Genomic DNA, 24727 nt, shown 5'->3' on the forward strand with positions numbered 1-24727 from the left:
TACCTCCCGAAATAAAATTTTATACATTACTCCTTAACGGAACCCACCACGATTCCTGTAACAAAGTATTTTTGCATAAAAGGATAAATCAGGAGTAATGGCAAGGTTGAGATCACGATTTTGGCAGCATTCAGCGTCCGGTTCGAAATCTTGGAGTATTCTATGAGCTTTTGAGGATCAGTTATATTCTGCACGTCCACGCTAAGCTGCTGGATATAAGTCTGCAAAGGGTAATTCGATGTTTTGTTGATATACACCAAAGCGCTGAAGTAGTCATTCCAATGTCCGACAATCGTAAACAGCGTTACAGTGGCAAGTGTAGGCAGCACCACAGGCACATATATCGTTGAGAGAATTCTCCACTGCGAAGCCCCGTCAATGGTTGCGGCCTCCTCCAGAGATTTCGGTACAGCGCGGAAAGCATTCATCAGCAAAATGACATTGGCAATCGGCACAGCCCCCGGCAGAATCAAAGCCCAAATGGAATCCAGAAGATGAAGCCCTTTGACAACCATAAAGGTTGGAATGAGACCACCGGAGAACAGCATGGCGAAAATCACAATATTCATATACACCTTCTGTGCCCGAAATTGCTTTGAGCTTTTGGATAACGGATAAGCAGCAAGAATCATCAGCATCATATTGACGATCAGACCAAGGACAACCCGTTCCACCGAGATCATAAAGGAGCGCCAGAACTGGGAGTCCGACACCAGCTTCTCATAGGAGCTTAACGTAAAATTAACCGGGAAGATACTTACCATGTTTGCTGACGCCGCCGCATTGTCACTGAACGAAATGGCAACCAGATTAATTAAAGGTATGAGGCAGGATAAAGTGAAGGCTAATACAAATATCCAGATTATAGTGTCCGCAATTCGGCTTTTGACGGAATGAGTGTAAATGAATAACACCTCCTTGTTCAGAAGATTCTGTAGTCAGTAAGTTTTTGTGCCAGTTTATTGGCGGAAAGGATGAGGACAATTCCGACAACCGACCGCAGGAGCCCTATCGCTGTTCCCAGGCTGTATTGCCGCTCTACCAGGCCCACCCGGTATACATAGGTGTCAATAATATCGGACGTTGCGTAAACCAAAGGATTATACAGATTGAAAATCTGGTCAAATCCGGCATTGAGCACGTTGGGCAGATTTAAAGTTGTAACGAGCAGGATGGTAGGCATCAAGCCGGGCAGCGTGATATGCCACAGCTGTTTAAAGCGGTTGGCGCCGTCAATGGAAGACGCTTCATAAAGCCCCGGATCAATTGCCGTCAGGGAGGCCAAATAGATGATAGAGCCATATCCGAAGCCTTTCCAGACATCTGTTAATACCAGCATAGGTCTGAACCAGTGGTTGCTGGCCATAAACAAAACCGGATCAATGCCAAGCCATCCCAAAAATGCGTTAACCGGACCTTCATAAGAGAAAATATTCATTACGACAGTAGCCAGCACGGCCCAGGACAGAAAATTCGGCAGATAAACAACGGTCTGCATGAATTTTTTGGCAAACCGTACACGGATTTCGTTCAAGAGCAAGGCGAATACGATTGAAACAACAGTGCCCACAATAATTTTCCATAAGGCTATGACTATAGTATTGACTAAGATTTGCCTGCTGTCGGGAATTTGAAACATAAACTTGAAATTATCCAGTCCCACCCACGCTGATTCGCTGATGCCTTTAGCAGGAATGTAATTTTGAAAAGCCATCACGATACCGAACATTGGGATAAACGAGAAAATAATCAGGAAAACGATACTTGGTGCGAGCATAAGGTGGAACGCAGCCTGATCTTTTTTATTGTTCATTCAGAATCATCTCTTTCTATCATTTGGAGGTGATTGCTTCATTGACTTCGTTCGTAATCGTATCGCCGCCTGTTTTTTTCCAGCTGCTGACAAAGCTATCAAAAGCGTCAGGAGATTGCTCGCCGGTAATGATCTTCAGGAACATTTCCAGCTCCATTTTCGTCAGCGTCGGCCACTTCAGTGCCATGGAAGGCGTTGTTCCAAAAAATACAGGGTTCACTTCCTTGATCTTTGAATTCTTGACCAGGTTGGCCGTCGTGATGCTCGAAGTATAACCGGCCCATCCATTCGAATCCAGTTTCTCCCCGTTTTTTACGTTATCCAGATACTTCTTGTAGGAGCGATAGGCGTTTCTATCGTTGCTGGTGAGCAGTTTGCTGCTGTCCCCTGTTTTCAGCGCCTCTTCCATAATTCCGACATTACGGTAAAATGCATCATAGTAATCGATATTGATAGCAATCGGAGATCCCCCAACGTTAAGGCTGGCGTAATCCTCAAATTTCTTTAAGACCGCTTCATCTTTTTCTTGATAGCGCTGATAATCAAACTGAAGGCTGGCGATTTTTATAGCGGCTTCCGGATGCTCGAACCCTTTCCGGACCACAAGGTAACTGCTTGAAGGATTGCCGGTGAACATCGTTACTGAACCATCCTCGGACTGCGGAGCCACATAAGAAACCCATTTGGCATTTGGATTTAATTTAATCGAATCCGCTACCGTCCAGCTTCCCCACCAGTTGTCCATGAACGAGCCGCTCTTTCCGCTGGTAAGCAGCGCCTTCCGGTCGTCGGCTGTGCGTACGGCAAACTGCTTGTCGATCAAGCCTTTTTTGTACATATCCGCCAGCTTTGCAAGGGCCGGCTTCATTTCGGGCTGCACGGAACCATACACTGCCTTGCCGCTTCCATCATCCATCCATTGTTTCGGGAATGCGCCATACAGCGTAAAGATGTTGTTCAGTTCATACTGGCCGCCGGAAACACCAGCGGTATTTTCATTGTCGACCACAAGCCCGACGGTGTTTCCCGCTCCATTGCCGCCAGGGTCTTTTTCAACAAACTGGGTGATGATGTTCTCTACATCCTCCATCGTTTTGGGCTCTGCGAGTCCCAATTTATCCATCCAGTCTTTGCGCAGCCAAAGCACCCCCGGGCCGTGTGAAATTTCCGTAGTCGGCAGCGCCATCAGTTTTCCGTCAAACCTTGCGGTATCCAGCACACGACCCTTATAGGAGTCGTAAATCTCCTTAATTTGGTCGCTGGCACATTGATTATAAGCATCTGTCAAATCCGCAATAAGATCGTTTTCATAAAGCTGCTGCAGAGTAGAGAGGTCAGGGACAACCATGATGTCAGGAATCGTGCCGCCTACAATGGCCATTGAAACCTTTTGGTTATAGTCCGTGCCGTCATTTGCTTCAAATGCAACTTTGTTTTGCACGTTGAGTTTCTCTTTGAAATATCTGGTCCACACATTGTCGGTTGCATTATCCTTTTCATAAGGCGTTCCCGCAAGCGCGGAGAAGTTGGAGGCTACCTGTCCAATGGAGTAGGTAACGGTTTCAGGATACGGGGTATAAGGAGACGTTTGGGCTTCCTTCCACGCCGGATCATTTGAATCTACAGCAGGACTTTTGGCTGAATCATTATTGGAATTGGAACTTTGGCAGCCTGCAACTGAAACGGCTAAAAGCGCTGTCAATAAAATAGAGCAGGACTTTGTGATCTTGGATGACATATAAGAACCTCCTTAATAGATATGTTGAGTCAGTGTACTAAAGATAACGGATTCAAAGCGCCGGCTTGCTATGAACCCGGAATTAATCTGGCTTCTTTATTGTAGAGCCCTTTACTTTTGAGCGTAAATACAAATAAATTACGTTTTACGCAAATAAATAACATACTTGAAACAAAGCGTTCGGCTTACTGAAAAGCTCATTGAAATCATGGTACAATACACATGATTAGGAACAAATGGATTACAGCGCATGGAGAGGGCGGCCGGGATGTTAACTATACTAATAGCAGATGACCAGAGGGAAGAACGGGAAGGCATTGAATTTCTCATTCATGAACTGGGGTTTTTCCTCCATATCGAGACGGCGGAAAACGGCCGGAAGGCGCTTGAGTATTTGGAGCAGAATCCTGTCGATATCCTCTTTACGGATGTCCGGATGCCCATAATGGATGGTTTGCAGCTTACAACCGAAGCTTTGGCCCTCCAGCCCAAATTAAAGGTTATTCTTTTCAGCGGGTTCGCTGAATTTGAATACGCAAAAACCGCTATCTCCCTTGGTGTATCTGAGTATCTTCTCAAGCCGATCAATGTTGAAGCTTTTCGGAATACGATGCAAAAAGTAATCGCTCAGCTCACAGATCAGGAACAGGAACACATCGCTGCGCAAATCAAACTTGAGTATGTCAAAAAGCATGTACTATTTAATCTTGTTAACGGCCTGGGAATCCCTCCTTCCATGAAGGAGATCTCATTTGAGCTTCCCGATTGTTATCATGGTATGTTTTTGCTGGAATTTGACAAGAACTTTTTTGAAAATGCCGGACCGGAGTTTGAAGAGTTTATCTTGTCTTTACTAGAGGACCCTGTTGATTATGTGAATTTGAATGGCTGCCAGAGCTTGCTGTTATTTCCCGGTCTACCGGCCGTGTCCTCCTGTTCTTTCTATAATTTAGGAGAGCATTTGCATGATAGTATACTGGATAAATATAAAGTACACTGCTATCTCGCTATCAATGATGAATTCACAATGCTGCAGGATCTTTCCGCTGCTTTGATTCAACTGGATCAACTGATGGAATACCGTTTCTTCTCACCGGATTATTTTGTATTTGAAGTGAAGAAAGATTTTTATTTTGCTAATGACAGGCTCCCCGGGTTATCCGATTACGAGCTTTTAGATCACATCAGGAATAATTTGAAGGAAAGGGACATTTTCAGTCTTAGGGCAAATACAGATCTTTTGTATCAAAAGTATGCGAATCAGGCCCAATTCTCTCAATTATATGTCAAGTATATGTTCTCTTCTTTATATCAGGAAATTATGACGTATTCTGCTCCTATCTCTGAAATGGAATTGAGCCATGGAATCGAAAAAATATATAAGTCAGAAGAATTAAAGGAAATAAAAGAGATTATCATGGCCGGAATTACTCTTCTTGACCAGGAGTATAACAGTTCGGAATTTTTAAACCGGGATATTGCCGCCGTAAAGCAGTACATCGAGGATCATTATGGCGAGGATTTGAGCCTGGATCTTCTTGCTGCCAAGATCCATTTATCGCCCCATTATTTAAGCTCCATTTTCAAAAAAAATACGGGCTGCGGATTGAACAAGTATATTAAAAATGTCCGTATGAATATAGCGAAGGACATGCTGCAGCAAACACATCTTAAGGTTTCGGATATTTGTTATTCAGTGGGGTTTCAAAACGTTTCTTATTTCTGTCAGAATTTTAGAGATTTTTTTGGGCAGACTCCTGAGAAATTCCGGCAGTACAATCAGAAATAACCCCAGCCCGGGAGGAACGGCATGCAAACGTGGAAGGCCTTTAAACAGAAAATCGGAGACTTTAGATTTCAAACGAAAATAAAGCTTTCATTTTTGCTGGTCAGCATGATTCCTGTTATTGTCCTCGGAAGTTTTTGCTTCTCAGAAACCAGATCGCTCTTAGTGCAGCAGTCAAAAGCCGATCTGAATGCCACATTAAAACAAAGCGTCCTGGCTGTAAACAACCAGCTGGATGTCTACAATAAAGTAATGAATTTTCTGAGCTTCAACCAGGAGATTGTGAATGCCGCCAACACCACTTATACCAGTGCGTATGAAATGTATGACCAGTTAAATAACGTAATCGATCAGAATTTCTTTACAGCGCGTTACTTAAACACCGGGGTAAAACAAATCATCTTGTATACCGGAACGAATCTGCCTCCACATGGAAACACAGTAAGACCTATCGATGAAATCAAAGAAGCCTCATGGTACCCGCTTGTCATGAAGTCGGTTGATGTTCTTTGGTTTTCCAGCGGCAAGAGTGTATATAGTGCCCGGCGTATCCTCAGCACGAAACAGGAAAATCCCAAAGATAACATTCTGTTTGCACTTGTAGACTATGATGCGCTATTTACAACGTTTGAACCGCTCGAATCTCATGGAGCAGAGATAGTCATAACGGACTCCAACGGGAATTCTATCTATTCACCGGGGGCTGACCGCAAAAATTCAGGTATCCCCGTTTCCGATAAGGAAGCTGATGAGCTTCATTGGAGTGGGAAGAACTACACCGTCCTGCAGTCTTCGATTCCGATAACAGGATGGAAAGTATATTTGTATAAGCCGACAAGTCTGATCACTAAATCGGCGTGGTGGATTGCCTTGACCGTCCTGTTGATGATTGCCGCCTGCATCGCTGCAGTCGTTGTGGCGGGCACACTCTTTTCCCGGAAAATTATGCTGCCTATCCACCGCCTGCACAAAAATATGAAACTTATAGGTGAAGGGAATTTAGAGATTAAAGTCTTTAGCGATTCTAAAGATGAAATTGGAGATCTGATCCGGGGATTTGGCAGTATGCTGGGAAGAACCAAGACTCTTATCGATACTGTGTATGTGGGGGAAATCGCACGCAAGGAATATGAAATGAAAGCTCTGCAGGCGCAAATCAATCCTCATTTTCTTTACAATTCCCTGTCATTAATAAATTGGCGGGCGATTCGGATCCATGCGACGGATATCAGTGAAATGGCGCAGCTTTTATCTACCTTTTATCGTACTACGCTCAATAAGGGCGAGAATCTGATATTGGTTTCGGACGAAATTCTTAATGTCCAGTCCTATATTAATATCCAGCTGATTATGCACAGCAACAGTTTCGGGATAGACTATCAGATTGATGATTCCATTCTTTCCTGCCGCATGCCCAATTTAATGCTTCAGCCTTTAATCGAAAATGCGATCATTCATGGAATTGAAAACCGTGAAGACGGCGGCGGAATCATACATCTCTCCGGCAAAAAAGAAGATCAAAGCATAGTTTTTCTGATCACTGACAATGGAATCGGAATGGAGCAGGAGCGGCTTGCCCTATTGCTTAAATCTCAATCCAAAGGATACGGGCTTAAAAATGTAAATGACCGGGCAGTTGTAATGTACGGCGAACAGTATGGATTGACGATTAACAGCATTCCCGGAGAAGGAACGCAGGTCCTGCTCAAAATTCCTTATGATGAACACAATTAAGATGTGCTGCCCCATGGACTTATGGCGTACGTGTCTGTTCTACCGGGCTTTGGCCAGCTGCACGTTGCCCAGAAAAGCGGACACACGCCGCAGATACTCGCGCGGATGCTCGCGGAACAGCAGCTCATGGTGGCTGCCCTTCACAATCCAGGAATCCGAGTACGGGTTGCTCTGATTAGCCGCAAGTTCTTCCGCAATGGGGTAAGGAGCCTTGTCATCATTGGTGCCGTGCAGAAAGAGAGTAGGGAACGGGTAATCCTCCGCCTTGACCTTGGTATAAGGAATCTGGTTCAAACCTGTGCCGTTCAGCACCGGGAACAGCAATTCCATAATTTCTAGGGAAGGCTGGCGGGGCAGATCAATGTTCTGTTTGATGTTATGGTACAGCGTATCCGGCTCAAGCAGGAAGGTGCTGTCGAGAATCATGGCATCGACATCCTTGGTGACAAGTCCTGCCTGCAGAGCAGTACCCGCCCCCATTGAGAAGCCCCAGACAACGATCTCTTTGGCTCCATGCTCCTTGGCGTACCTTATGGCGCCAAGGAGCTGCTGGGATTCTTTTTTGCCGCCGGTGGCGATATCCTTGTTGGTCTTGGAAGCAAAGCCGTAATCAAACATGACTACGTTGAAATTAAGGCTGTGCGCATAATGGGCCAGATCGTACATCGGGACCCAGGCTTCCTCGCGGTTGGCGCCATAACCGTGGCTGAACACGATCGTTTTGGACGAGCCCTTGGACGGAATGTACCAGCCCTGCATCATGCGGCTGCCGTCCAGCGCCGGAAAGGTGATATCCTCATAATCCAGTCCTTTGGCCAGTGACGGGTTGGAGTACAGCGGGGCCACTGTAGGGTTGGACAGCACCCAGGCGATATAACCGTGCAGTGCGATGAAGCAGAAGACAAAAAAGAAAAAAACGGACAGAAGCAAAGCAACAATAATATGTTTAACGCGAATCATCCGCAGTGAAAGCTTGGGTGCAGCATTTGGTTTGCGCTCATCGGGCATACGGGAGACCGGCGTGCCGGTATGCGTGGTTGCTAAATCCATAGGGTCCCCTCCTAGAGTGTCCGGAAATATAATTCATATGTTTAATCGTATGATTATGATCTTACAAAGTCAATGAATTAGCCGCTTTTGTAACGCAACTGTAAAGTGCGACCCATTCTTTTCCGCTCTCCGAAACTGCTGGACTTTGCCGGGGCATTTGCTCTAAGATAGAGTTGGTTATCTTAATAATGTAACCGGGTTTCATTTAATGAAACAGTTGAAGGGGAGATCGCAGTGGAGGACCGTAAACTGACTGTACGCGCGGTAGAACGGGCATTGGATATATTGCTGTGTTTTACACAGGAAAATGATCTGAGCCTGACCGAGATTGCCTCCAAGATCAGTCTGCACAAAAGCACGGTACACCGGCTGCTGACCACGCTGGAGGAAAAAGGGTTCCTTCTGCGCAATGAAGCGACGGAAAAATACCGCCTGGGTATCCGTATCTGGGAGCTGTCCACGCATCTGCCAACTCTGGATGAGCCGGCGGCGCTGCTGCTTCCGGCGATGGAGAAGCTGCGTGACCGGCTCGGAGAGACGGTCAGCCTGTATCTGCGCGATGATCTGGAGCGTGTACGCATCCAGGCTGTGCAGAGCCGCCAGGCGATCCGCCGGGTCGCACAGATTGGTGCCAGGCTGCCGCTTTCGGTAGGCGCTTCGAGCAAGGTGCTGGCAGCCTATGCGCCGCAGGAGGTCCAGACCCGTCTGCTGGCCGACCCGAACTGGCCGGAGGCTGTGGACAAAGGCGCATATCTGGGGCAGCTGCAGGAGATTACCCGCCGGGGTTATGCGACAAGCTTTGAGGAACGGGAGCCAGGCGCGGCAGCGGTGGCTGTGCCCATTGTCGGGCGGGCGGGAACAGTGGTCGCTGCGCTTTCGCTGTCGGGGCCAGTCAGCCGCCTCTCACGGGAGATGCTGGAGGATTATGCCGTGGTTTTGGCTGAAAACGCCGCAGAAATGGGCCTGATGATGGCCTAATGTATTGAGGTTTCGTTATTTAGTCGATTTAGGGGGTAATTAGTAAGTGAGAGCTATACAGTCATTATCTATAGGTAGTTATGGTTAATTCCGGGGCATGGGGTGATAGGATGGCTACTGTATTACCCGATTCATTAATAGAGGAGATGGAGCAGGTCCAGGAAACGTTCGGCAAAGCCACCGGGCAGGCTATTGTGCTTACGGATCAGGAAGGGAATGTTTTTACCCGTCCAGTGGCCACCGGAGCGTTTTATGAGATCATTTTGACTTCTCTGCAGGATTTGGACCACCCCTTCAAGCCTACCTTGCGCAGATTGGGTTCTTTGTCGCATCCAGTCATTCTGGAGGAATGGATTGCCGGATTAAAATACGTTATTATCCCGCTGTTCCCGGGTTATGGACAGACTTATTATCTATGGGCGGGCGTCTATATGGAAGAGGGCACCAAAGCGCTGATCATGCCCGTTTTTGAAGCGAAAATGAAAAATCATCCTGCCTTTGCCCAGTTGAAGAAAGAGCTGCTTGCCCAACCTGAGCTCAGCTTGGAGCAGGTTGCCGAGGTACGGGAAAAGATTGCGGTGCTGGGCCGGATCCTCTGTAAACTGCTATCCGGTTGTGCAGCCACTTCCGGAGTGCCGAGGATTGGGGAAATGACCTCCCGGCTCTTAACAGGCCTGGAGAAGGACTACCTCAAAGTTCAAGAGGTTCTGCAGCAGCTGGCGGCAAGTTCCTCGGCTGGGGACCTGTACGCTTTTGCCAAAGAGAATGAGGATGGCAGATTCCAGGTGGATTATGCCGCCGGAAAAGGGGCGCCGCTGCTGCTGAATGCTGTTTTCCAGCAAGGCGACGGGTATCTGGGACAGGCTGTGCTTGGCAAAGAGCCGAGGCACTGGAGAACCCCTGCGCAAGACCCGAGGTCGTTGTTCTTCACGAAGTGCGGCCTTCCGCAGCCGGAATATTTGTCCTGCTATCCGGCCTTGATCTACGGCGGCAGAAGAGCGCTTTTGCTGGCGGTGGGATTCAGCAAAAACGAACAGGTGCAAAGCTACGACCTTGAGGAACAGCTCGTTGCCTCCCTGGTGGGGCTTTCGGACAGAGGCGAGAAGCTGATGCGGCGGGAAGAGCTGCGCAAGGAAGGAACTCTCCGGCTTAAGGAAGCCGTGCGGCAGCTGCCGCAAGTCACAACATATAAGGAACTGGGCAGCGTGCTGCTCGATACCTTGATGAGCATGCCTTTTTCGCCTTCGCCGGTGCTTGTCTTTTTTATGAACCAGGAAGATGCCGAGAGTACATATTACTCCAGAGGCTGGACTGGAGCGGAAGAGCAGTTGTATGTGAAGGATCTGGAGGAGCGGTATTCCCCGCAGGCCTTTCTCTCCGCCTCTATCATTAATGAAGCCGCAGGCGAGCGTTATTTGCTGGAATGTCCGCTCATTGCCGAAAATGCATTCAAGGGCATCTTGTCCGTCGGGTTCCGGCAGCAGAGCGAAGCGGAGGAATGGCGGGCATTTACGGAATGCATCGCCACCCTGGCTGCGACGGCCATCCGTCTACTGGAAAAGGACAGCAGGTACACTAAGCATGCCGGAGTATTTTTGGATAATCTCCGCAATCTGCTGCAGGACACCTATCCCGGGCTGCATCGTGTTTCGCAGGAGGCTTCCGGGCTGGCGTATGATTTTGGCCGGTACCTGGGTTTGCCGGAAAGCGATTCTGAACGACTTACACGCAGCTGTCTGCTGGCCCCCTTTCAGCTGGAACTGCTGGATGAATATGATTTCTTTACCGAAGAGATTCTGCTGCTGAAGCAGGTGGACCGGTTGTCTGCTTTTTATTTTGACATCGAGAAACCTTTACTTTCCTTTGGGGCCCAGGTGCTGGCTCTTGTACTGCAGCATACGGGTGAGCGGGAGCAGGGGAGACGCAGGTGAACAGCAGGGAGAAATGGCTTGATCTTTCGAGATTTAAGATGGTTTGTAATGTACAGGCGTCAATCAATGAGGAGCTGCTGGCGTCGTTCCAGTCGTTTATACTCAGCCGGTCCGGGGAACAGCAGCAGGAGCAGGCAGTCTCACCCGGGAAGCTCCTGAACAACGGAGCTCTTAAGTCGCCTAAGGAAGAGTGGGGAATCTCGCCCCGCGAAGAAGAGGTGCTGGAGCTGATTATCCTCGGCAAGACCAATAAGGAAATTGCTTCTGCGTTATTCATCAGTGAACATACGGTCAAAAACCACTTGAGCCGCATTTTCAATAAAATGAACGTGACGGACCGCTCGCAGATTATTGCCCTTATCTATAAAAGAATTCTGAATTCAGAGGGGCTTGAGATTTAGCGTTTGTTATGGACTTTTCTTGCATCGCAATATGGCAAACTATACAAGCAAATGATACAGCAAACAGCCTCCAATCATTCCGCAAGGGAGTGATTGGAGGCTGTTTGTTTCAGAAAGGAACCGGATTACCGGAGACACGCGCCGGTAACCGTTCATTCCCAAAGATTTATTCCACCGGCAGCGCTGAATCCGATGTGGTGGCATCCGCCAGCATCTGGCGGAGGACGGTCTGCAGAATGCCGCCATTCCGGTAGTAGTCGATATCCACGGTGCTGTCAAGGCGGGCAACAACCGGGAATTCAAACTGGGTGCCGTCTTCGCGGGTCGCAGTGACAGCCAGTTCCTGGCCCGGCTGAACATCGTTGCCGAGTCCGGTGATATTGAAGGTCTCGCGTCCGGTCAGGCCCAGGCTGCTCCATCCATGGCCTTCCTGGAATTGCAGCGGAAGTACGCCCATGCCGACGAGATTGCTGCGGTGAATCCGCTCGAAGCTCTCGGCGATAACGGCTTTGACGCCCAGCAGGAGTGTGCCTTTGGCTGCCCAGTCGCGCGAGCTGCCGGTGCCGTACTCTTTGCCGGCGATGACGATCAGATTCTGTCCTGCGGATTGGTACAGCATGGATGCATCATAGATCGACATCACCTCTTCGCTTGGCAGGAAGGTGGTGACTCCGCCTTCCGTTCCCGGAGCGACCGCGTTGCGGATGCGGATATTCGCAAACGTGCCGCGCATCATCACTTCATGGTTCCCGCGGCGCGAGCCGTAGGAGTTGAAGTCTGCACGTTCCACGCCGTGGCTCCGCAGATATTCGCCGGCAGGGCCGGAGGTCGAGATATTGCCCGCTGGCGAGATGTGGTCGGTGGTTACGGAATCGGCAAGCAGCGCGAGCACGCGGGCATTGCGGATGTCCTTGATATCGCCGACACCGTCTGCCAGATTCTCAAAGAACGGCGGGTTCTGGATATACGTAGAGTTATCATCCCATTCGTACAGCTCGCCCTCTGGCACTGGAATGGAGTTCCAGCGCTCGTTGGCCGTAAATACATTCTCATATTTGCGGCGGAACATCTCCGGACTCAGGGAGAGGCCGATGGCTTCGCGGATTTCCGCGGAGGTTGGCCAGATATCGGCAAGGTATACAGGCTCGCCTTGCGGATCATAGCCCAGCGGCTCCGTCTTCAGATCAATGTTGACCGTGCCCGCCAGCGCATAAGCTACGACAAGCGGCGGGGACGCCAGGTAATTCGCTTTGACCTGCGCATGCACCCGGCCCTCAAAGTTCCGGTTTCCGGATATTACTGCAGCTACAGTCATATCATTGTCTGTAATCGCCTGGCTGACTTCATCCGGCAGCGGGCCGGAGTTGCCGATACAGGTGGCACAGCCGTAACCGGCCAGATAGAAGCCGAGCGCTTCCAGGGGCTTCAGCAGATCCGCCTTTTCCAGGTATTCGGTAACAACCAGCGAGCCTGGAGTGAGACTGCTTTTTACGTATCCGGGTTTGGTCAGTCCGCGTTCTACGGCTTTTTTGGCGAGCAGACCGGCCCCGAGCATTACGCTTGGGTTGGAAGTGTTGGTGCAGCTCGTAATTGCGGCTATCACAACCGCGCCTGTGCTGAGCTTGCTGGTGGTCCCGTTCTTATGCTGCACTTCTACAACCTCGTTGATTTTATCATCGCTCAGGCCATAGCCGCCCTTGTCGACCGGTGTGCGGATAATACCTTCGAAGTTTTCTTTCATATGCGTCAGCTCAACCCGGTCCTGCGGACGTTTCGGTCCGGCAAGGCTTGGAACCACCGAAGCGAGGTCAAGCTCAATGGTATCGGTGAATGTAGGGTCCGGTGTATCCGAGGTACGGAACATTCCCTGCGCCTTATAGTAGTCTCCAACCAGCTCCACGAGCTCATCCGGACGGCCGGTGCTGCGCAGGTAGGCGAGCGTCTCGTCGTCCACAGGGAAGAAACCGATGGTCGCCCCGTATTCGGGAGCCATATTGGCCACTGTCGCGCGGTCCGCCAGGCTGATGTTGGCCAGACCCGGTCCGTAGAATTCGACAAATTTGCCGACTACGCCCTTTTTGCGCAGCATTTGGGTGACGGTCAGCGCCAGATCCGTTGCGGTAGCCCCTTCAACCAGACTGCCTGTAAGCTTGAAGCCCACCACATCCGGTGTCACAAAATAAAGCGGCTGCCCCAGCATCCCCGCTTCCGCCTCGATGCCGCCCACACCCCAGCCTACTACGCCAAGGCCGTTAATCATCGTCGTATGGGAATCGGTTCCGACCAGGGAATCCGGGTATACTACAGTTTCACCGTCACTCGTTTTGGTGGCTGCCACAGAGGCCAGATACTCCAGGTTAACCTGGTGCACAATTCCGGTTGCCGGTGGAACGGCGCGGAAATTGTTGAAGGCTGTCTGTGCCCAGCGCAGGAAACGGTAGCGTTCTTCGTTGCGTTCGAACTCTACGTTCATATTGTATTCAAGCGCGTCTGCGGTACCAAAAGCATCGACCATAACCGAGTGGTCAATAACCAGGTCGACCGGGACGAGCGGATTGATCTTCTTCGGGTCGCCGCCGGCTTTCTTGACGGTATCGCGCATGGCTGCCAGATCGACAACCACCGGTACGCCGGTGAAGTCCTGCAGCACGATCCGGGCCGGGATGAACGGAATTTCTTTGTTGCGGTCGATGCCGCCTGACCAGCCGGCCAGCTGCTTCACGTGTTCTTCAGTAATCGCCCGTCCGTCGTATTGGCGGACAGCAGCCTCAAGCAATACTTTGATGGAAAACGGCAGGGAGGAAATATCGCCTGCGCCCTGCTCTTCTAGGGAGTTAAGATGATAGTAGCGATAGCTTTTGCCGCCTGACTCCAGGGTGCGGGCCAGCGAAAAATGGTCCTTGCTTGGCATATATGCGCCTCCTTGTTTCATCTGATGAAACTACATTTCAATATTTTATATATCTTAAGTATAACGTTTACAATGGGGGGAGTAAAGTTTTTTTTGCCGCTGGAACGCCCGGATTTCCCGGCGGGATGTAGTTTTGGCGCTTGGTAAAATGAGGATTGCACCGGATGTGCTGGCAGAAATGCCGTGGTGGGAGCGTCACCGGCGGGGGATGGTGGGAACAACGGAAGAAATGCCGTTGTTGGAGCGCCGCAAGGGGAAGGATAGGGAACAATGGAGGCGCCCGACAGGCGTAAAGTATCTCTGAGTTTGAAGTATTGGGCTGCTGGGCCAGATGAGAAGCGATATGGCATAAATAGCAGTTTCAGAAATCCCTTTGGTTTTGTCAAAAGTGGGCTGGTGGTGATAATGGGAAGGTAAGCTAAGTGGAAAAAGGGAACTTAAATTCCTCAGAAATCAACAATTGTGAGGTTTAAGTGGAAAAAGGGAACTTAATTCAGCAGTATGCCTCTATCTGGACCGAAACGGGCTGAATTAGTGTACCTTTTTCCACTTAGCCTGCCGGGTTGCTGGATGCTTAAACTAATTAGTGATACTTTTTCCACCTAACCAGCAAACGAAGCTCCAAGAAGGCCGTTTTCTCCTTACATAAACTTCTTGATACTATCGGCCGAGTTGGGCTGCGGGGCCGAATGAGAGGTAAAAGTAACTCTGATTTCGGCGGAATTGGGCTGGTGGGCCGAATGAGAGGTAAAAGTACCTCTGATCCAGCCAGAAGTTGGCGGGCGGGGAACGTTGAATTTGTTCCATGGCTTCTCCAAGACTTTCAATGTGCACACTTGTATGCTTTGTTTTTTTAACATACCTTCTCATCAATTATACTAATGATTTCGATCCCCACCAGAAATACTAAACACCAAACCCTGCAGAAGCCCGACACAATAAATTGGCCTAATAGTAAGGGAGGGGGCTAGTCGACAACAGTAGAGTTCTCAATTAAGGGGGCTGCAATAGCCTATTCATTACCTAAGGTGAGTTGTATTAACCCCGTATCAGCCCGCCCGAAGCGTTTCTTCTTATTCCAACTGTATAGCTGCGAGGATTTCCTCATATACATAGAACAGCAGCCAAACAGGGATGAAGGGGCGGATCAATGGAATGGAGCAGAAGTGGAAGCAAAGTCTGTATGTGTATGTAGATCAGTTGAATAAGGGGCGGGTAGCGCCCGGTGCCGAGCAGCAGCGCAGCACGGTCCGGGACCCGCGGTTCCTGCTGGAGCAGGGAGAACGCTCCCGGCGGCTCGCGCAGTGGTATGAGCGGCGCGGCATTACACCGCTGCGTTCAGAGACGGGGGTCCGCACGCTCCGGACCATCCGGCAGAACCCGTCAGAGGTGGTGGCGGATGTAGCGCTGCACAGTGCGTTATATTACGAAAAAGGCGGCATCACTCACCGCGAGGATGTCATTGAATCGGAGCGGCTGACTTTGGTGCTTGAAGGCAGCACCTGGGAAATTGCCGCTGTAGAGCGCAGCGTGCCGGAGCGGAATTCAATGCGCAGAGTGGCAGAAGCGGAACCGGCGCTGCGGCTGTCCAAATGGGGGAGGCGCTCCCTGTCCCGCAGCCGTCGCAGCCGCTGCTTAACAAGGATATTCTGCGCGGTATTACTGGCAGCAAAGAGGTGCGCTACTGCCGCGAAGACGCTGCAGCCTATGCAGACCGCTGGTGGAAAGACGGCAATCCGGAGTTTGAAGTGTTTGAGGTGGACTGCACCAATTATGTGTCCCAATGTCTCTTTGCAGGGGGAGCGCCTATCAACTATACTGGTAAAAGAGAAACGGGCTGGTGGTACAAAGGCTACAACGGCGCGCAGGAATGGTGGAGCTTCAGCTGGGCCGTGTCGGACAGTCTGCAGCGTTATTTGAGCGCAGGCCGAAGCAGCGGACTCCGGGCCGAGACGGTGGAGCGGGCGGACCAGCTGATGCTTGGAGACATCATCCAGTATGATTGGGACGGCAACGGCCATTATCAGCACAGCACGATTGTTACCGCTTTTGATGCGGCTGGGCAGCCGCTGGTGAATGCGCGGACGGTCAGCAGCCGGCACCGGTTTTGGGATTACCGCGATTCCTATGCATGGACCGACAGAACGGCCTACCGTTTTTTCCACATCAATGACTACTTATAAATCAGAAAGAGGTTAGGGCATGGGGGATACAAAAATAACCGTAGGACTGGTGTACGGCGGCAAATCCGGAGAGCACGAGGTATCGCTGCAGACGGCATTTGCAGTTATGAACGCTTTTGACTACGCGAAATATGAGATTATACCTTTTTATATTTCCAAGCAGGGGCTCTGGAAGGTCGGAGCGGCGCTGGATGCCCCTTTTGGAACTATCCAGGAACTGAAGCTGGGCGGCGAAGCCGGAGATATGAGTATGGCACTGAATGCGGTGTTCAGCGGGCTGACCGGCGGAGACCAGCTGATTGATGTGATGTTCCCGCTGCTGCACGGCACTAACGGAGAAGACGGGACGATTCAGGGCCTGTTCGAAATGGCTAATATCCCTTATATCGGAGCGGGTGTCCTGGCATCGTCTGCAGGCATGGATAAAGTGGTCATGAAGAAGCTGTTCGGAGAGGCCGGGCTGGATCAGTGTGAATACTGCTATTTCAATATCAGCGCCTGGAAACGCAAAAGCCATGAGCTGATCATCAGCCTGGAGGATAAGCTGGGTTATCCGGTATTCGTCAAGCCGGCCAATCTGGGCTCCAGTGTAGGCATTTCCAAAGCCGTTGATAAGGAGAGCCTGATTAAGGCGGTGGAGGTGGCCTTCCGCTATGATACCAAGGTCATTATTGAAGAATTTGTTGATGCGCGCGAGGTTGAAGTCAGTGTGCTCGGCAATGAGGAGCCGGAGGCTTCAGTTCCGGGTGAAATCGTCTCTTCTGGTGAATATTATGATTATGCGGCAAAATACACCGACGGCAAATCGCAGATGCTGATTCCGGCCCCTGTGGACCCTGAGGTGGCTGACCGTCTGCGGGAGTCAGCGATTCAGGCGTTCCGGGCGATTGAGGGCAGCGGCATTACGCGTGCCGACTTCTTCCTGCGCAAATCCGATGGAAAGATTCTCATTAATGAAGTGAATACAATGCCAGGCTTCACGCCGTACAGCATGTATCCGCTGCTGTGGCGCGAGACCGGCGTATCCTATCAGGCCCTGCTGGACCGCATGATCGAGCTGGCGCTGGAGCGTTACCATTTCAAGCAGAATCTGAAATACGATAACGAATAACATTTTGCGAGCGGCGGGATCATTCCGGCCGGGAAGGAGTGAGGAACCATGGGATTTCAATCCGAATTCAATTCTGTATGCAAGTTCAAGAATGACCAGGAGCTGTACGAGCTGCTGGAATACGGCCGCACCAAAATGGTAAAGCAGGGCTTCCGCGTGTATCCGACCGGCCAGAAGGTCATCGCCTACACACCGGAGAATGTGGCAGTAGCCATTGTCAAAATTTCTGCATCGATCGCGGAAATTAATTTCCAGGGCAACGAGGTGACAGCCGTCGAGATGGATTTGGTGCGCAAGCTGAATGAAGAAGAATCACGGGTGCAGACGGCGCTGGCCTATGAGATGTTTTTTGGTGAAGAAGGATGATTGTCCGGTTTGGCTATGTAGCCATGTCCACGGTTATCCCGGACTGCTCGCCCTCCAAGACGATGACCATGGCCAGCTTCAGCAAGCTGAATGACCGGGAAGCCGGACTTCGGCGGCTGGAGGCTATCGCCCGGGGGAATCTTCACAACACGCTGCGTCTGCTGAAGCATAATGTAGGCTCCGATATCCGGGTATACCGCCTGACTTCAAAACTGATTCCGCTGGCGACGCATCCCGATTTGCAGGACTGGAATCCCTTTGAAGCATTGGCTGCGGATTTTGCCGAAGTAGGCAGCTATGTGAAAAAGCATGGACTGCGGGTTTCTTTCCATCCTGACCACTTTACAGTACTGAGCACCCCGCGGCCTGAGGTGCTGGCCAGTTCGGTCCGGGATTTGCAGCATCATGTGGATATGCTGAATGCCATGGATCTGCCGGCGGCCGCCAAGAACAACATTCATATCGGCGGCGCGTATGGAGACAAGCCTGCGGCTGCAGCGCGCTTTTTGGAGCATTTTGCAGAATTGCCGCTGGACCTGCAGGAGCGGACGACGCTGGAGAATGATGACAAGACGTTCAATGCCCCGGAGACGCTTGAGGTCAGCCGGAGGCTGGGAGTCCCTATGGTGCTGGATATTCATCATCAGTGGGTGAATAATGAAGGCGAGCTTCCCTGGGAGCTGTGGCCGGAGATTATGAAGACCTGGCAGACTCCACTGGCGCTGAAGGATGTGCTCCCCGGTGAAACGCTGCCCCCGAAGATTCATGTGTCCAGTCCGCGCAGCCCGTCCGACCCTCGCAGCCATGCTGATGGTGTGGAGCCTGCGCCGCTGCTGGCTTTTCTTAAGCGTATCGCGGCGGACACTCCGGCCGTGGATGCGATGATTGAAGCGAAGGCGAAGGACGGAGCGCTGTTTGACCTGATGGAAACGCTGAAGGAGCTTGCCGAAGCCGGGAACGGAATAACGGTACTAGATGGGGCAAGCGTCAATATTGAACCATAAACCCCGGATAACCCCGCGCTAGAAGCGGAAAACGGGCTAACCTCTGACTTGATTAGTCTCTTTAAATAGGGTACGTTGAATAAAAAAGCGAACACAAGGCCGGCGCTCCGATAGCACCTGGTCTGGCCGGTTGGTGGATGCCCTGGTTCCAAAGAGTGCACCTTGTCTCTACATATGGAAACAATTATGCTCAAGAAAGCGGAGTGAAGATATGAATCCTACAAATTCTGATAACCGGAACGACCGGGAGCCTTACGTTGTTACCAGTAAGGGGCATACTGCGGCGGCGATCAATGCCGCTGCCAAAGCGGGGGAATGGATCAAGAACAGACAGGGCCGTGTGAAGGAACTGGGCAGCAAGACGTCAGCCCAGGATCTGGTTACAGAAGTGGACAAAGGCGTGGAGCAGATGATCCGCCGGCTGATCCTGACCCATTATCCCGACCATGCAATTCTCGGGGAAGAAAGCGTTCAGCCAGGAGCGGATGCTTTGACTGCCGCCCTGGAAGAAGGAAGGAAGCATGAATATTTATGGATTGTTGATCCGATTGACGGGACGACCAATTTTGTACACGGGTTTCCTTTTTATTGTGTCTCGATAGCTTTGGTAGTCAAGGGTGAGCTGACCGTAGGCGTTATCTATGACCCTATCCGCGATGAGATGTTTGTGGCTGAGAAGGGCAAAGGCGCCTATATGCATGGGATTCCTACTTCCGTGTCTGCCGAATCGGACCCGGGAAGCAGTCTGGTGGCGATGGGCTTCCCGCCTGACCGTACCTTCGCCCAGCCGGCGAATATGGCCGGACTGCAGCAGATTCTTCCGCAGATCCGGGGTATCCGTGCCGGCGGCTCTGCCGCTCTGCATCTGGCCTATGTGGCAGCAGGCCGTGTAGACGGTTATTGGGAGGTCGGCCTAAGTCCCTGGGACTGTGCGGCTGGCGTGCTGCTGGTACTGGAATCCGGGGGCAAGGTAACGGATACGCTGGGCAATCCCTATGATATTGGCACCCGTCATGTAGTGGCGAGCAACGGACGAATCCATGATTTTCTGTTGGCCTCGCTTAGCGAAGCGGAAGCAACGGGATACAACAAATAAGGAGGGCGGCAAGAAGCATGAGTGAAAAGGATGATCTGGAGCGCAAGCTGAGCGAGCTGCTGGAGGATGGCGAGATGGAAGAGGCCGACCGGACTGCCAAGGAGATCCGCCAAATCTCGCCCAAGTATGAAATCCGTATTCAGACCACACTTGATCCGATTGTGGAAGAAACGCTGCGCTACCGTAAAATAGGCCATGAGCTGGATGACAGATATGATAAATATCTGGAACGGGCGAAGAAAGATCATGGTTCTGAAGACAAAGATAACACGAAGCAATCATTTTGATTCCTGCCAGGAGCGGCTTCCGGATACCGGGAAGCCGCTCTTTTGCATACACGGACTGGATGATAGAATGGAATTATACCAATTTGGGAGGGATACGATGCTGAGTGCATGGAAAAAAATGTACGCGGCTGGCACGAGCAGCCTGCTGCTGTTCACATTGTGGATCAGTGCAGGAGCCGGCTCTGCAAGTGCAGCTGAAGCTGCTGCAGCAGTACAAGGTTCGGAGCAGGAGGTTTTTCGCATCGTAGCACTGGGGGATTCCATCACGGCGGGGTATGAGCCGGGAATGACCGATCCGAATGTGAAGCCCTACGGATATGCGGAGCGGCTGCTGGAGCAAGGCTGGTATCATGGCAGAAGCGCTCTTAGCAACTATGGCATTCTGGGACTTACTACGGCGGGGCTGCTGAATTATACGGCAGCCATTAAAGATGGGGCAGCTGCCACTGCCGATGGGATTCAGGCCGGTCTTCCTGATCCGCGGATCAACCAATTTGCCGCGCTCACTCCGCAGATCAAGACTGAGCTTAGCGAGGCTGACCTGGTTACGCTGACCATTGGCGGGAATGATGTGAGCAGCCTGCTGGTCACGGCCAAGGATCTGACGGAAGAGGCCTTCAAGGCTCAGCTGGATCAGCTTCTGGCAAGCTACAGCAGCAATGTCAAGGCCGCGCTTGAGAATATTCGCGCAGTCAATGCGAAGGCCACGATTCTGCTGGCCGACCAGTATCAGCCGGCGCCCAAGATTGCTGTCAGCAGCTCATATCTCAAGCTGATGAGCGCTGCCCAGCAGTTCACAAGAGCGGCGGAAAGCGTAGCCGCCAGCCTGGATCAGCCGGATGCTCCGGTGAAAGTGGCCCATGTGGCGGAGAAATTCGCCGGCGTCGAAGCGTCGCGGACTCATATCATTAGCGCAGGGGCGGCGGATTTTCATCCGACCCAGCTGGGGTATGAAACCATCGCCAAGGTATTCGCCGAAACGTATTGGGGAGAGTACCGGGTTCCATCCGTTTCCGCGTGGACAGCCGCATCCGCACCCATGTCAATTGTGGTGAAGGGAGTGGAGCTGAATACGCCGAACAAGCCGATTCTGAAGAACGGGCAGAACTTCCTGGCATTGAAGGATATTCTGAATGCTGTAGGCGCCACCGGGAAGTGGGACAATAAAACCCAGAGTGCGACCATTGTGTACGGTGGAAAAACTGTGGTGATAACAATCGGCTCCCAAACGATCAAGGTAAACGGGGCAGCGGCAGCCATCGATACACCGGCGTTCCTGCAAAAGGTTGGCAATGAGGATAAAACCTATCTCCCGCTTGCCGCCCTCGCCACCGGTCTGGGCTTCGATGTGAATTACAGCAGCAAGCTGCGGACGGCTTTCATTAATCCATAGACGCGCATAAGCTATATAGATTGAACAATCCCGAAATCGAAAAATCACAAGTTCAATCTATATAAAGAAAATATTAAATTCAGCCTGTACGGCATAAAGGTGGATGAATGTTGTTGTCTAGTGCAAAATTTAAGGCGGAATATACGATTACTATGGACGATATTGTGCGTGAGGGCGCTTCCGTGCTGCGCACTGTAGCGGAGCCCGTGCAAATACCCTTGCAGGCCGAGGATCAAGAGGCGCTGCAGTGCATGATGCAGTTTCTGAAGAACAGCCAGGACCCCGAGGTTGCCGCAAAATATAAGCTGCGCTCCGGCGTAGGGCTGTCGGCGAATCAGATCGGACTGCAGAAGCGGATGTTCGTAATGTACCTGAGAGATGAGAAGGGCAATATGGTGGAGCATGCCTGGGTCAATCCGAAGGTGATCAGCCATTCAGTAGCCATGATCTATCTTCCGGAGAGCGAGGGCTGCCTGTCCGTTGACCGCCCGGTGCATGGCTTTGTGCCCAGATACGAGTCCGTGAAGGTAAAGGGTTATAATATGACCGGCAAGGAAGTCGTTATGAAATTCAAGGGCTATCAAGCCATTGTAGTCCAACATGAAATCGATCATCTGGACGGCATCATGTTCTACGACCGGATCAATGAAGAGAATCCTTTCAAACTCCCCCAGGGTGTGGAGATCCGCAGTCTTTATGAGCAGAAAAGCAGATAAACAGAAAAGCCGAAAAGCAGATAAGCAGATAAGCCTGCCATTCCTGCTTAAGCTATTGTCCGCCGACGCTGTCCTCCGGAACAGCGGTTTGAGGGAGGATCAGCGTGTGAGTTGCAGAAAATGAAGTGGAATTCACCTGAAAAGGTGGAAATCAGTTGGATCGGGTAACCTATTTCCGGCTAGTCCTTGCCAAGAATGCGGTAAGCAAGCGCTATATAAATTGAACTTGGAAATATTACAATTAAGGGGAAAGTGGCGGAGGAGAAGTTTGGAACTGGAGGAGCGGTAGCGTCCGCCTTTGTCTGCAGATTTCAACCGCGAACGGCGGTACAAAATTAAGAAATCTGCAGATGGGCAGCGGCTGGAAGTCCAAACATTCTCTGGAGTCACGACTAATCCCAAATAGAAAAATCACAAGTTCAGTTTATATAGTTGGAAAAAGGGAACTTATTTCTCCCCAAAATCAACAATCGGGAGATTTAAGTGGAAAAAGGATACTTAATTAGGCCGAATTACCTCGCCAGGGGCGAAATGAGCAGAATTAGTTACCCTTTTTCCACCTAATCTTCGGCGAACAGGGCGCTGGGGCAAATTAGTTACCCTTTTTCCACTTGGAGTTGCCGCAGAGTTTATGGAGGTTCACCTGGACAAGCAGATTGGCTTTCACTAGCTTCATACTGAGCGTTAACGCAAAAATAACCCACTGCGCGAATCCGCAGTGGGTTTGTTTTTAAAATTAAGAAGTCTCAGCGAGATGAAATGCACGGCGCTGCCTGCGGAAGGATTATTTCTCCGCCGCCATGGCCCGGAACGAGGCTTCCGCAGCTTCCAGTGTAGCGTCAATATCGGCATCGGTATGCGCCGTGGTCAGGAACCAGGCTTCATATTTGGACGGGGCCAGGTTGATGCCGCGGTTCAGCATGTGGCGGAAGAAGCTGGCGAACAGCCCGCCGTCCGTATCCTGTGCTTCTTCGTAATTGGTCACCGGATGATTGCAGAAATGCGTAGAAAACGCGCCGCGGATCCGGTTGATGGTCAGCGGGATGCCGTGGCGGTCAGCGGATGCCTGCAGCCCTTCGGTCAGGCGGATCGCCAGCCGCTCCATTTCGTCATAGACACCTTCGGCTGCAAGCACCTCCAGACAGGCGATGCCTGCGGAGATGGAAGCGGGATTGCCCGCCATCGTACCGGCCTGATAGGCCGGGCCGAGCGGAGCGACCTGCTCCATAACATGCTTGCGTCCGCCGTAAGCGCCAATCGGCAGGCCGCCCCCGATGATTTTGCCGAGTGCGGTCAGGTCAGGGATGATGTCCTCATGATGATCGAGGCCTGCATAGGTTTGGGTGGAACCGTAATGGAAACGGAAAGCGGTGATGACCTCGTCGTAAATGACCAGTGATCCGTTGTCATGGGCCTGCTTGCAGAGCCCTTCGAGGAAGCCCGGCTGCGGCATGACCATGCCGAAATTGCCGACAATCGGCTCTACCATTACCGCCGCGACGTCCCCGCCCCATTTATCCAGCGCTTCACGCAGCGCGTCCAGATCATTGAAGGGAACCGTGATGACCTCCTGGGCGATGCTGGCAGGCACTCCGGCACTGTCGGGAATGCCAAGGGTGGATGGGCCAGAGCCGGCGGCGACCAGGACAAGGTCGGAATGGCCATGGTAACAGCCGGCGAATTTGACAATTTTGCTGCGTTTGGTATAAGCGCGTGCTACACGGATCGTGGTCATGACGGCCTCGGTGCCGGAGTTGACGAAGCGAACTTTATCCATCGAAGGAATAGCTTCTTTCAGCATTTTGGCCAGCTTGATCTCAAGCTGCGTGGGTGTTCCGTACAGCAGCCCGTTTTCTGCTGCTTGTGTAATCGCCGCAGTAATATGGGGATGGGCATGGCCGGTAATAATCGGTCCATAGGCGGCCAGATAGTCTATGTACTCATTGCCGTCTTCGTCCCAGAAGCGGGAGCCTCCGGCGCGTTTCATGAAGACAGGAGCGCCGCCGCCAACGGCTTTGAAGGAACGGGAGGGGCTGTTGACGCCTCCGACGATATGCTGCAGAGCTTCCTCATACAAATGTTCAGAGGTGGTACGGTTCATAATTAATCATCCTTTCAATGATAGTAACACAAGGGAAAGGGCGAACCGCCGGATTTATCCGCTGTTCGCCCGCCCTGATGCTAAGCATGGGTATTATTGAAGATACAAGGATGGGTAATAGTTCACGC

Annotated in this window: 21 protein-coding genes; 14 read left to right on the forward strand and 7 right to left on the reverse strand. The window is 51.3% G+C overall.

From position 1 onward, the window contains the following. Window positions 1-26: 26 nt before the first annotated feature. The 3 genes from JI735_RS12060 to JI735_RS12070 form a co-directional block, all read right to left on the reverse strand. Window positions 27-764, reverse strand: a complete 738-nt coding sequence (locus JI735_RS12060) for a carbohydrate ABC transporter permease (protein WP_020430618.1) — start codon at window positions 762-764, stop codon at window positions 27-29. 158 nt (window positions 765-922) lie between these two features. After that, window positions 923-1813 (reverse strand): ABC transporter permease, encoded by an 891-nt coding sequence (locus JI735_RS12065; protein WP_039839731.1) that lies wholly within the window; start codon window positions 1811-1813, stop codon window positions 923-925. Window positions 1814-1832: 19 nt separating this feature from the next. Continuing rightward, window positions 1833-3551 carry an extracellular solute-binding protein gene (locus JI735_RS12070; protein WP_039839729.1) on the reverse strand — a complete coding sequence of 573 codons (1719 nt, stop codon included), beginning with the start codon at window positions 3549-3551 and terminating at the stop codon, window positions 1833-1835. A 268-nt stretch (window positions 3552-3819) separates the two neighbouring features. On the opposite strand from JI735_RS12070, the gene JI735_RS12075 reads away from it, so the two are divergent. Continuing rightward, window positions 3820-5340 carry a response regulator transcription factor gene (locus JI735_RS12075; protein WP_039839726.1) on the forward strand — a complete coding sequence of 507 codons (1521 nt, stop codon included), beginning with the start codon at window positions 3820-3822 and terminating at the stop codon, window positions 5338-5340. A 162-nt stretch (window positions 5341-5502) separates the two neighbouring features. Next, window positions 5503-7071: a sensor histidine kinase gene (locus JI735_RS12080; RefSeq protein WP_167330857.1), complete on the forward strand. Its 1569-nt coding sequence runs from the start codon at window positions 5503-5505 to the stop codon at window positions 7069-7071. Window positions 7072-7110: 39 nt separating this feature from the next. On the opposite strand, the gene JI735_RS12085 is transcribed toward JI735_RS12080, so the two are convergent. Beyond that, window positions 7111-8079 carry an alpha/beta hydrolase gene (locus JI735_RS12085; RefSeq protein WP_039839745.1) on the reverse strand — a complete coding sequence of 323 codons (969 nt, stop codon included), beginning with the start codon at window positions 8077-8079 and terminating at the stop codon, window positions 7111-7113. 276 nt (window positions 8080-8355) lie between these two features. Here JI735_RS12085 and JI735_RS12090 point away from each other — a divergent pair, with 276 nt between their 5' ends. The 3 genes from JI735_RS12090 (at window position 8356) to JI735_RS37300 (ending at window position 11431) form a co-directional block, all read left to right on the forward strand. Further along, complete coding sequence (locus JI735_RS12090; RefSeq protein ID WP_039839721.1) at window positions 8356-9099, forward strand: IclR family transcriptional regulator; 744 nt, start codon at window positions 8356-8358, stop codon at window positions 9097-9099. Window positions 9100-9209: 110 nt separating this feature from the next. Continuing rightward, window positions 9210-11030 carry a hypothetical protein gene (locus JI735_RS12095; RefSeq protein ID WP_202677419.1) on the forward strand — a complete coding sequence of 607 codons (1821 nt, stop codon included), beginning with the start codon at window positions 9210-9212 and terminating at the stop codon, window positions 11028-11030. Continuing rightward, a complete protein-coding gene (locus JI735_RS37300; protein ID WP_325175603.1) occupies window positions 11027-11431 on the forward strand; it encodes a response regulator transcription factor in 405 nt (134 codons plus the stop codon). Before JI735_RS12095 ends, JI735_RS37300 begins: the two co-directional genes overlap by 4 nt. A 166-nt stretch (window positions 11432-11597) precedes the next feature. Here JI735_RS37300 and acnA read toward each other — a convergent pair whose 3' ends face one another. Continuing rightward, the gene (gene acnA, locus JI735_RS12105) at window positions 11598-14342 is read right to left on the reverse strand and encodes an aconitate hydratase AcnA (RefSeq protein WP_202677420.1); all 2745 of its coding nucleotides are present in this window, start codon (window positions 14340-14342) and stop codon (window positions 11598-11600) included. A gap of 133 nt (window positions 14343-14475) precedes the next feature. Here acnA and JI735_RS12110 point away from each other — a divergent pair, with 133 nt between their 5' ends. Continuing rightward, window positions 14476-14646, forward strand: coding sequence for a hypothetical protein (locus tag JI735_RS12110; RefSeq protein ID WP_167330856.1), 171 nt, complete (start codon window positions 14476-14478; stop codon window positions 14644-14646). 1141 nt (window positions 14647-15787) lie between these two features. Here the strand turns inward: JI735_RS12110 and JI735_RS35605 are convergent. Beyond that, a complete protein-coding gene (locus tag JI735_RS35605; protein WP_233476358.1) occupies window positions 15788-15934 on the reverse strand; it encodes a hypothetical protein in 147 nt (48 codons plus the stop codon). Between JI735_RS35605 and JI735_RS35610 the strand changes: the two genes are divergently transcribed. The 8 genes from JI735_RS35610 to def all read left to right on the forward strand — a co-directional run bounded on the left by JI735_RS35610 (window position 15935) and on the right by def (window position 22498). After that, on the forward strand, window positions 15935-16525 hold the full coding sequence (locus tag JI735_RS35610; RefSeq protein WP_233476359.1) for an amidase domain-containing protein: 591 nt from the start codon (window positions 15935-15937) through the stop codon (window positions 16523-16525). It begins immediately after the preceding gene. 19 nt (window positions 16526-16544) lie between these two features. After that, on the forward strand, window positions 16545-17636 hold the full coding sequence (locus tag JI735_RS12120) for a D-alanine--D-alanine ligase (protein ID WP_039839715.1): 1092 nt from the start codon (window positions 16545-16547) through the stop codon (window positions 17634-17636). A 48-nt stretch (window positions 17637-17684) separates the two neighbouring features. Further along, window positions 17685-18002, forward strand: a complete 318-nt coding sequence (locus JI735_RS12125) for a hypothetical protein (protein ID WP_039839714.1) — start codon at window positions 17685-17687, stop codon at window positions 18000-18002. Next, entirely contained in the window at window positions 17999-19006 is a 1008-nt protein-coding gene (gene uvsE / locus JI735_RS12130; RefSeq protein ID WP_039839713.1) for a UV DNA damage repair endonuclease UvsE, read from the forward strand. The genes JI735_RS12125 and uvsE overlap by 4 nt, the downstream gene beginning before the upstream one ends. A gap of 211 nt (window positions 19007-19217) precedes the next feature. After that, on the forward strand, window positions 19218-20102 hold the full coding sequence (locus JI735_RS12135; RefSeq protein ID WP_051052349.1) for an inositol monophosphatase family protein: 885 nt from the start codon (window positions 19218-19220) through the stop codon (window positions 20100-20102). Window positions 20103-20119: 17 nt separating this feature from the next. After that, window positions 20120-20389 (forward strand): hypothetical protein, encoded by a 270-nt coding sequence (locus JI735_RS12140; protein ID WP_202677421.1) that lies wholly within the window; start codon window positions 20120-20122, stop codon window positions 20387-20389. Window positions 20390-20486: 97 nt separating this feature from the next. Beyond that, the gene (locus JI735_RS12145; RefSeq protein WP_202677422.1) at window positions 20487-21782 is read left to right on the forward strand and encodes a stalk domain-containing protein; all 1296 of its coding nucleotides are present in this window, start codon (window positions 20487-20489) and stop codon (window positions 21780-21782) included. 152 nt (window positions 21783-21934) lie between these two features. Next, window positions 21935-22498 (forward strand): peptide deformylase, encoded by a 564-nt coding sequence (gene def, locus JI735_RS12150; RefSeq protein ID WP_233181565.1) that lies wholly within the window; start codon window positions 21935-21937, stop codon window positions 22496-22498. A gap of 784 nt (window positions 22499-23282) precedes the next feature. On the opposite strand, the gene JI735_RS12155 is transcribed toward def, so the two are convergent. Further along, window positions 23283-24599 (reverse strand): glutamate-1-semialdehyde 2,1-aminomutase, encoded by a 1317-nt coding sequence (locus JI735_RS12155; RefSeq protein ID WP_202677423.1) that lies wholly within the window; start codon window positions 24597-24599, stop codon window positions 23283-23285. Window positions 24600-24727: the final 128 nt, after the last annotated feature.

This window comes from Paenibacillus sonchi (assembly GCF_016772475.1).
Classification (GTDB): domain Bacteria; phylum Bacillota; class Bacilli; order Paenibacillales; family Paenibacillaceae; genus Paenibacillus_AQ; species Paenibacillus_AQ sonchi.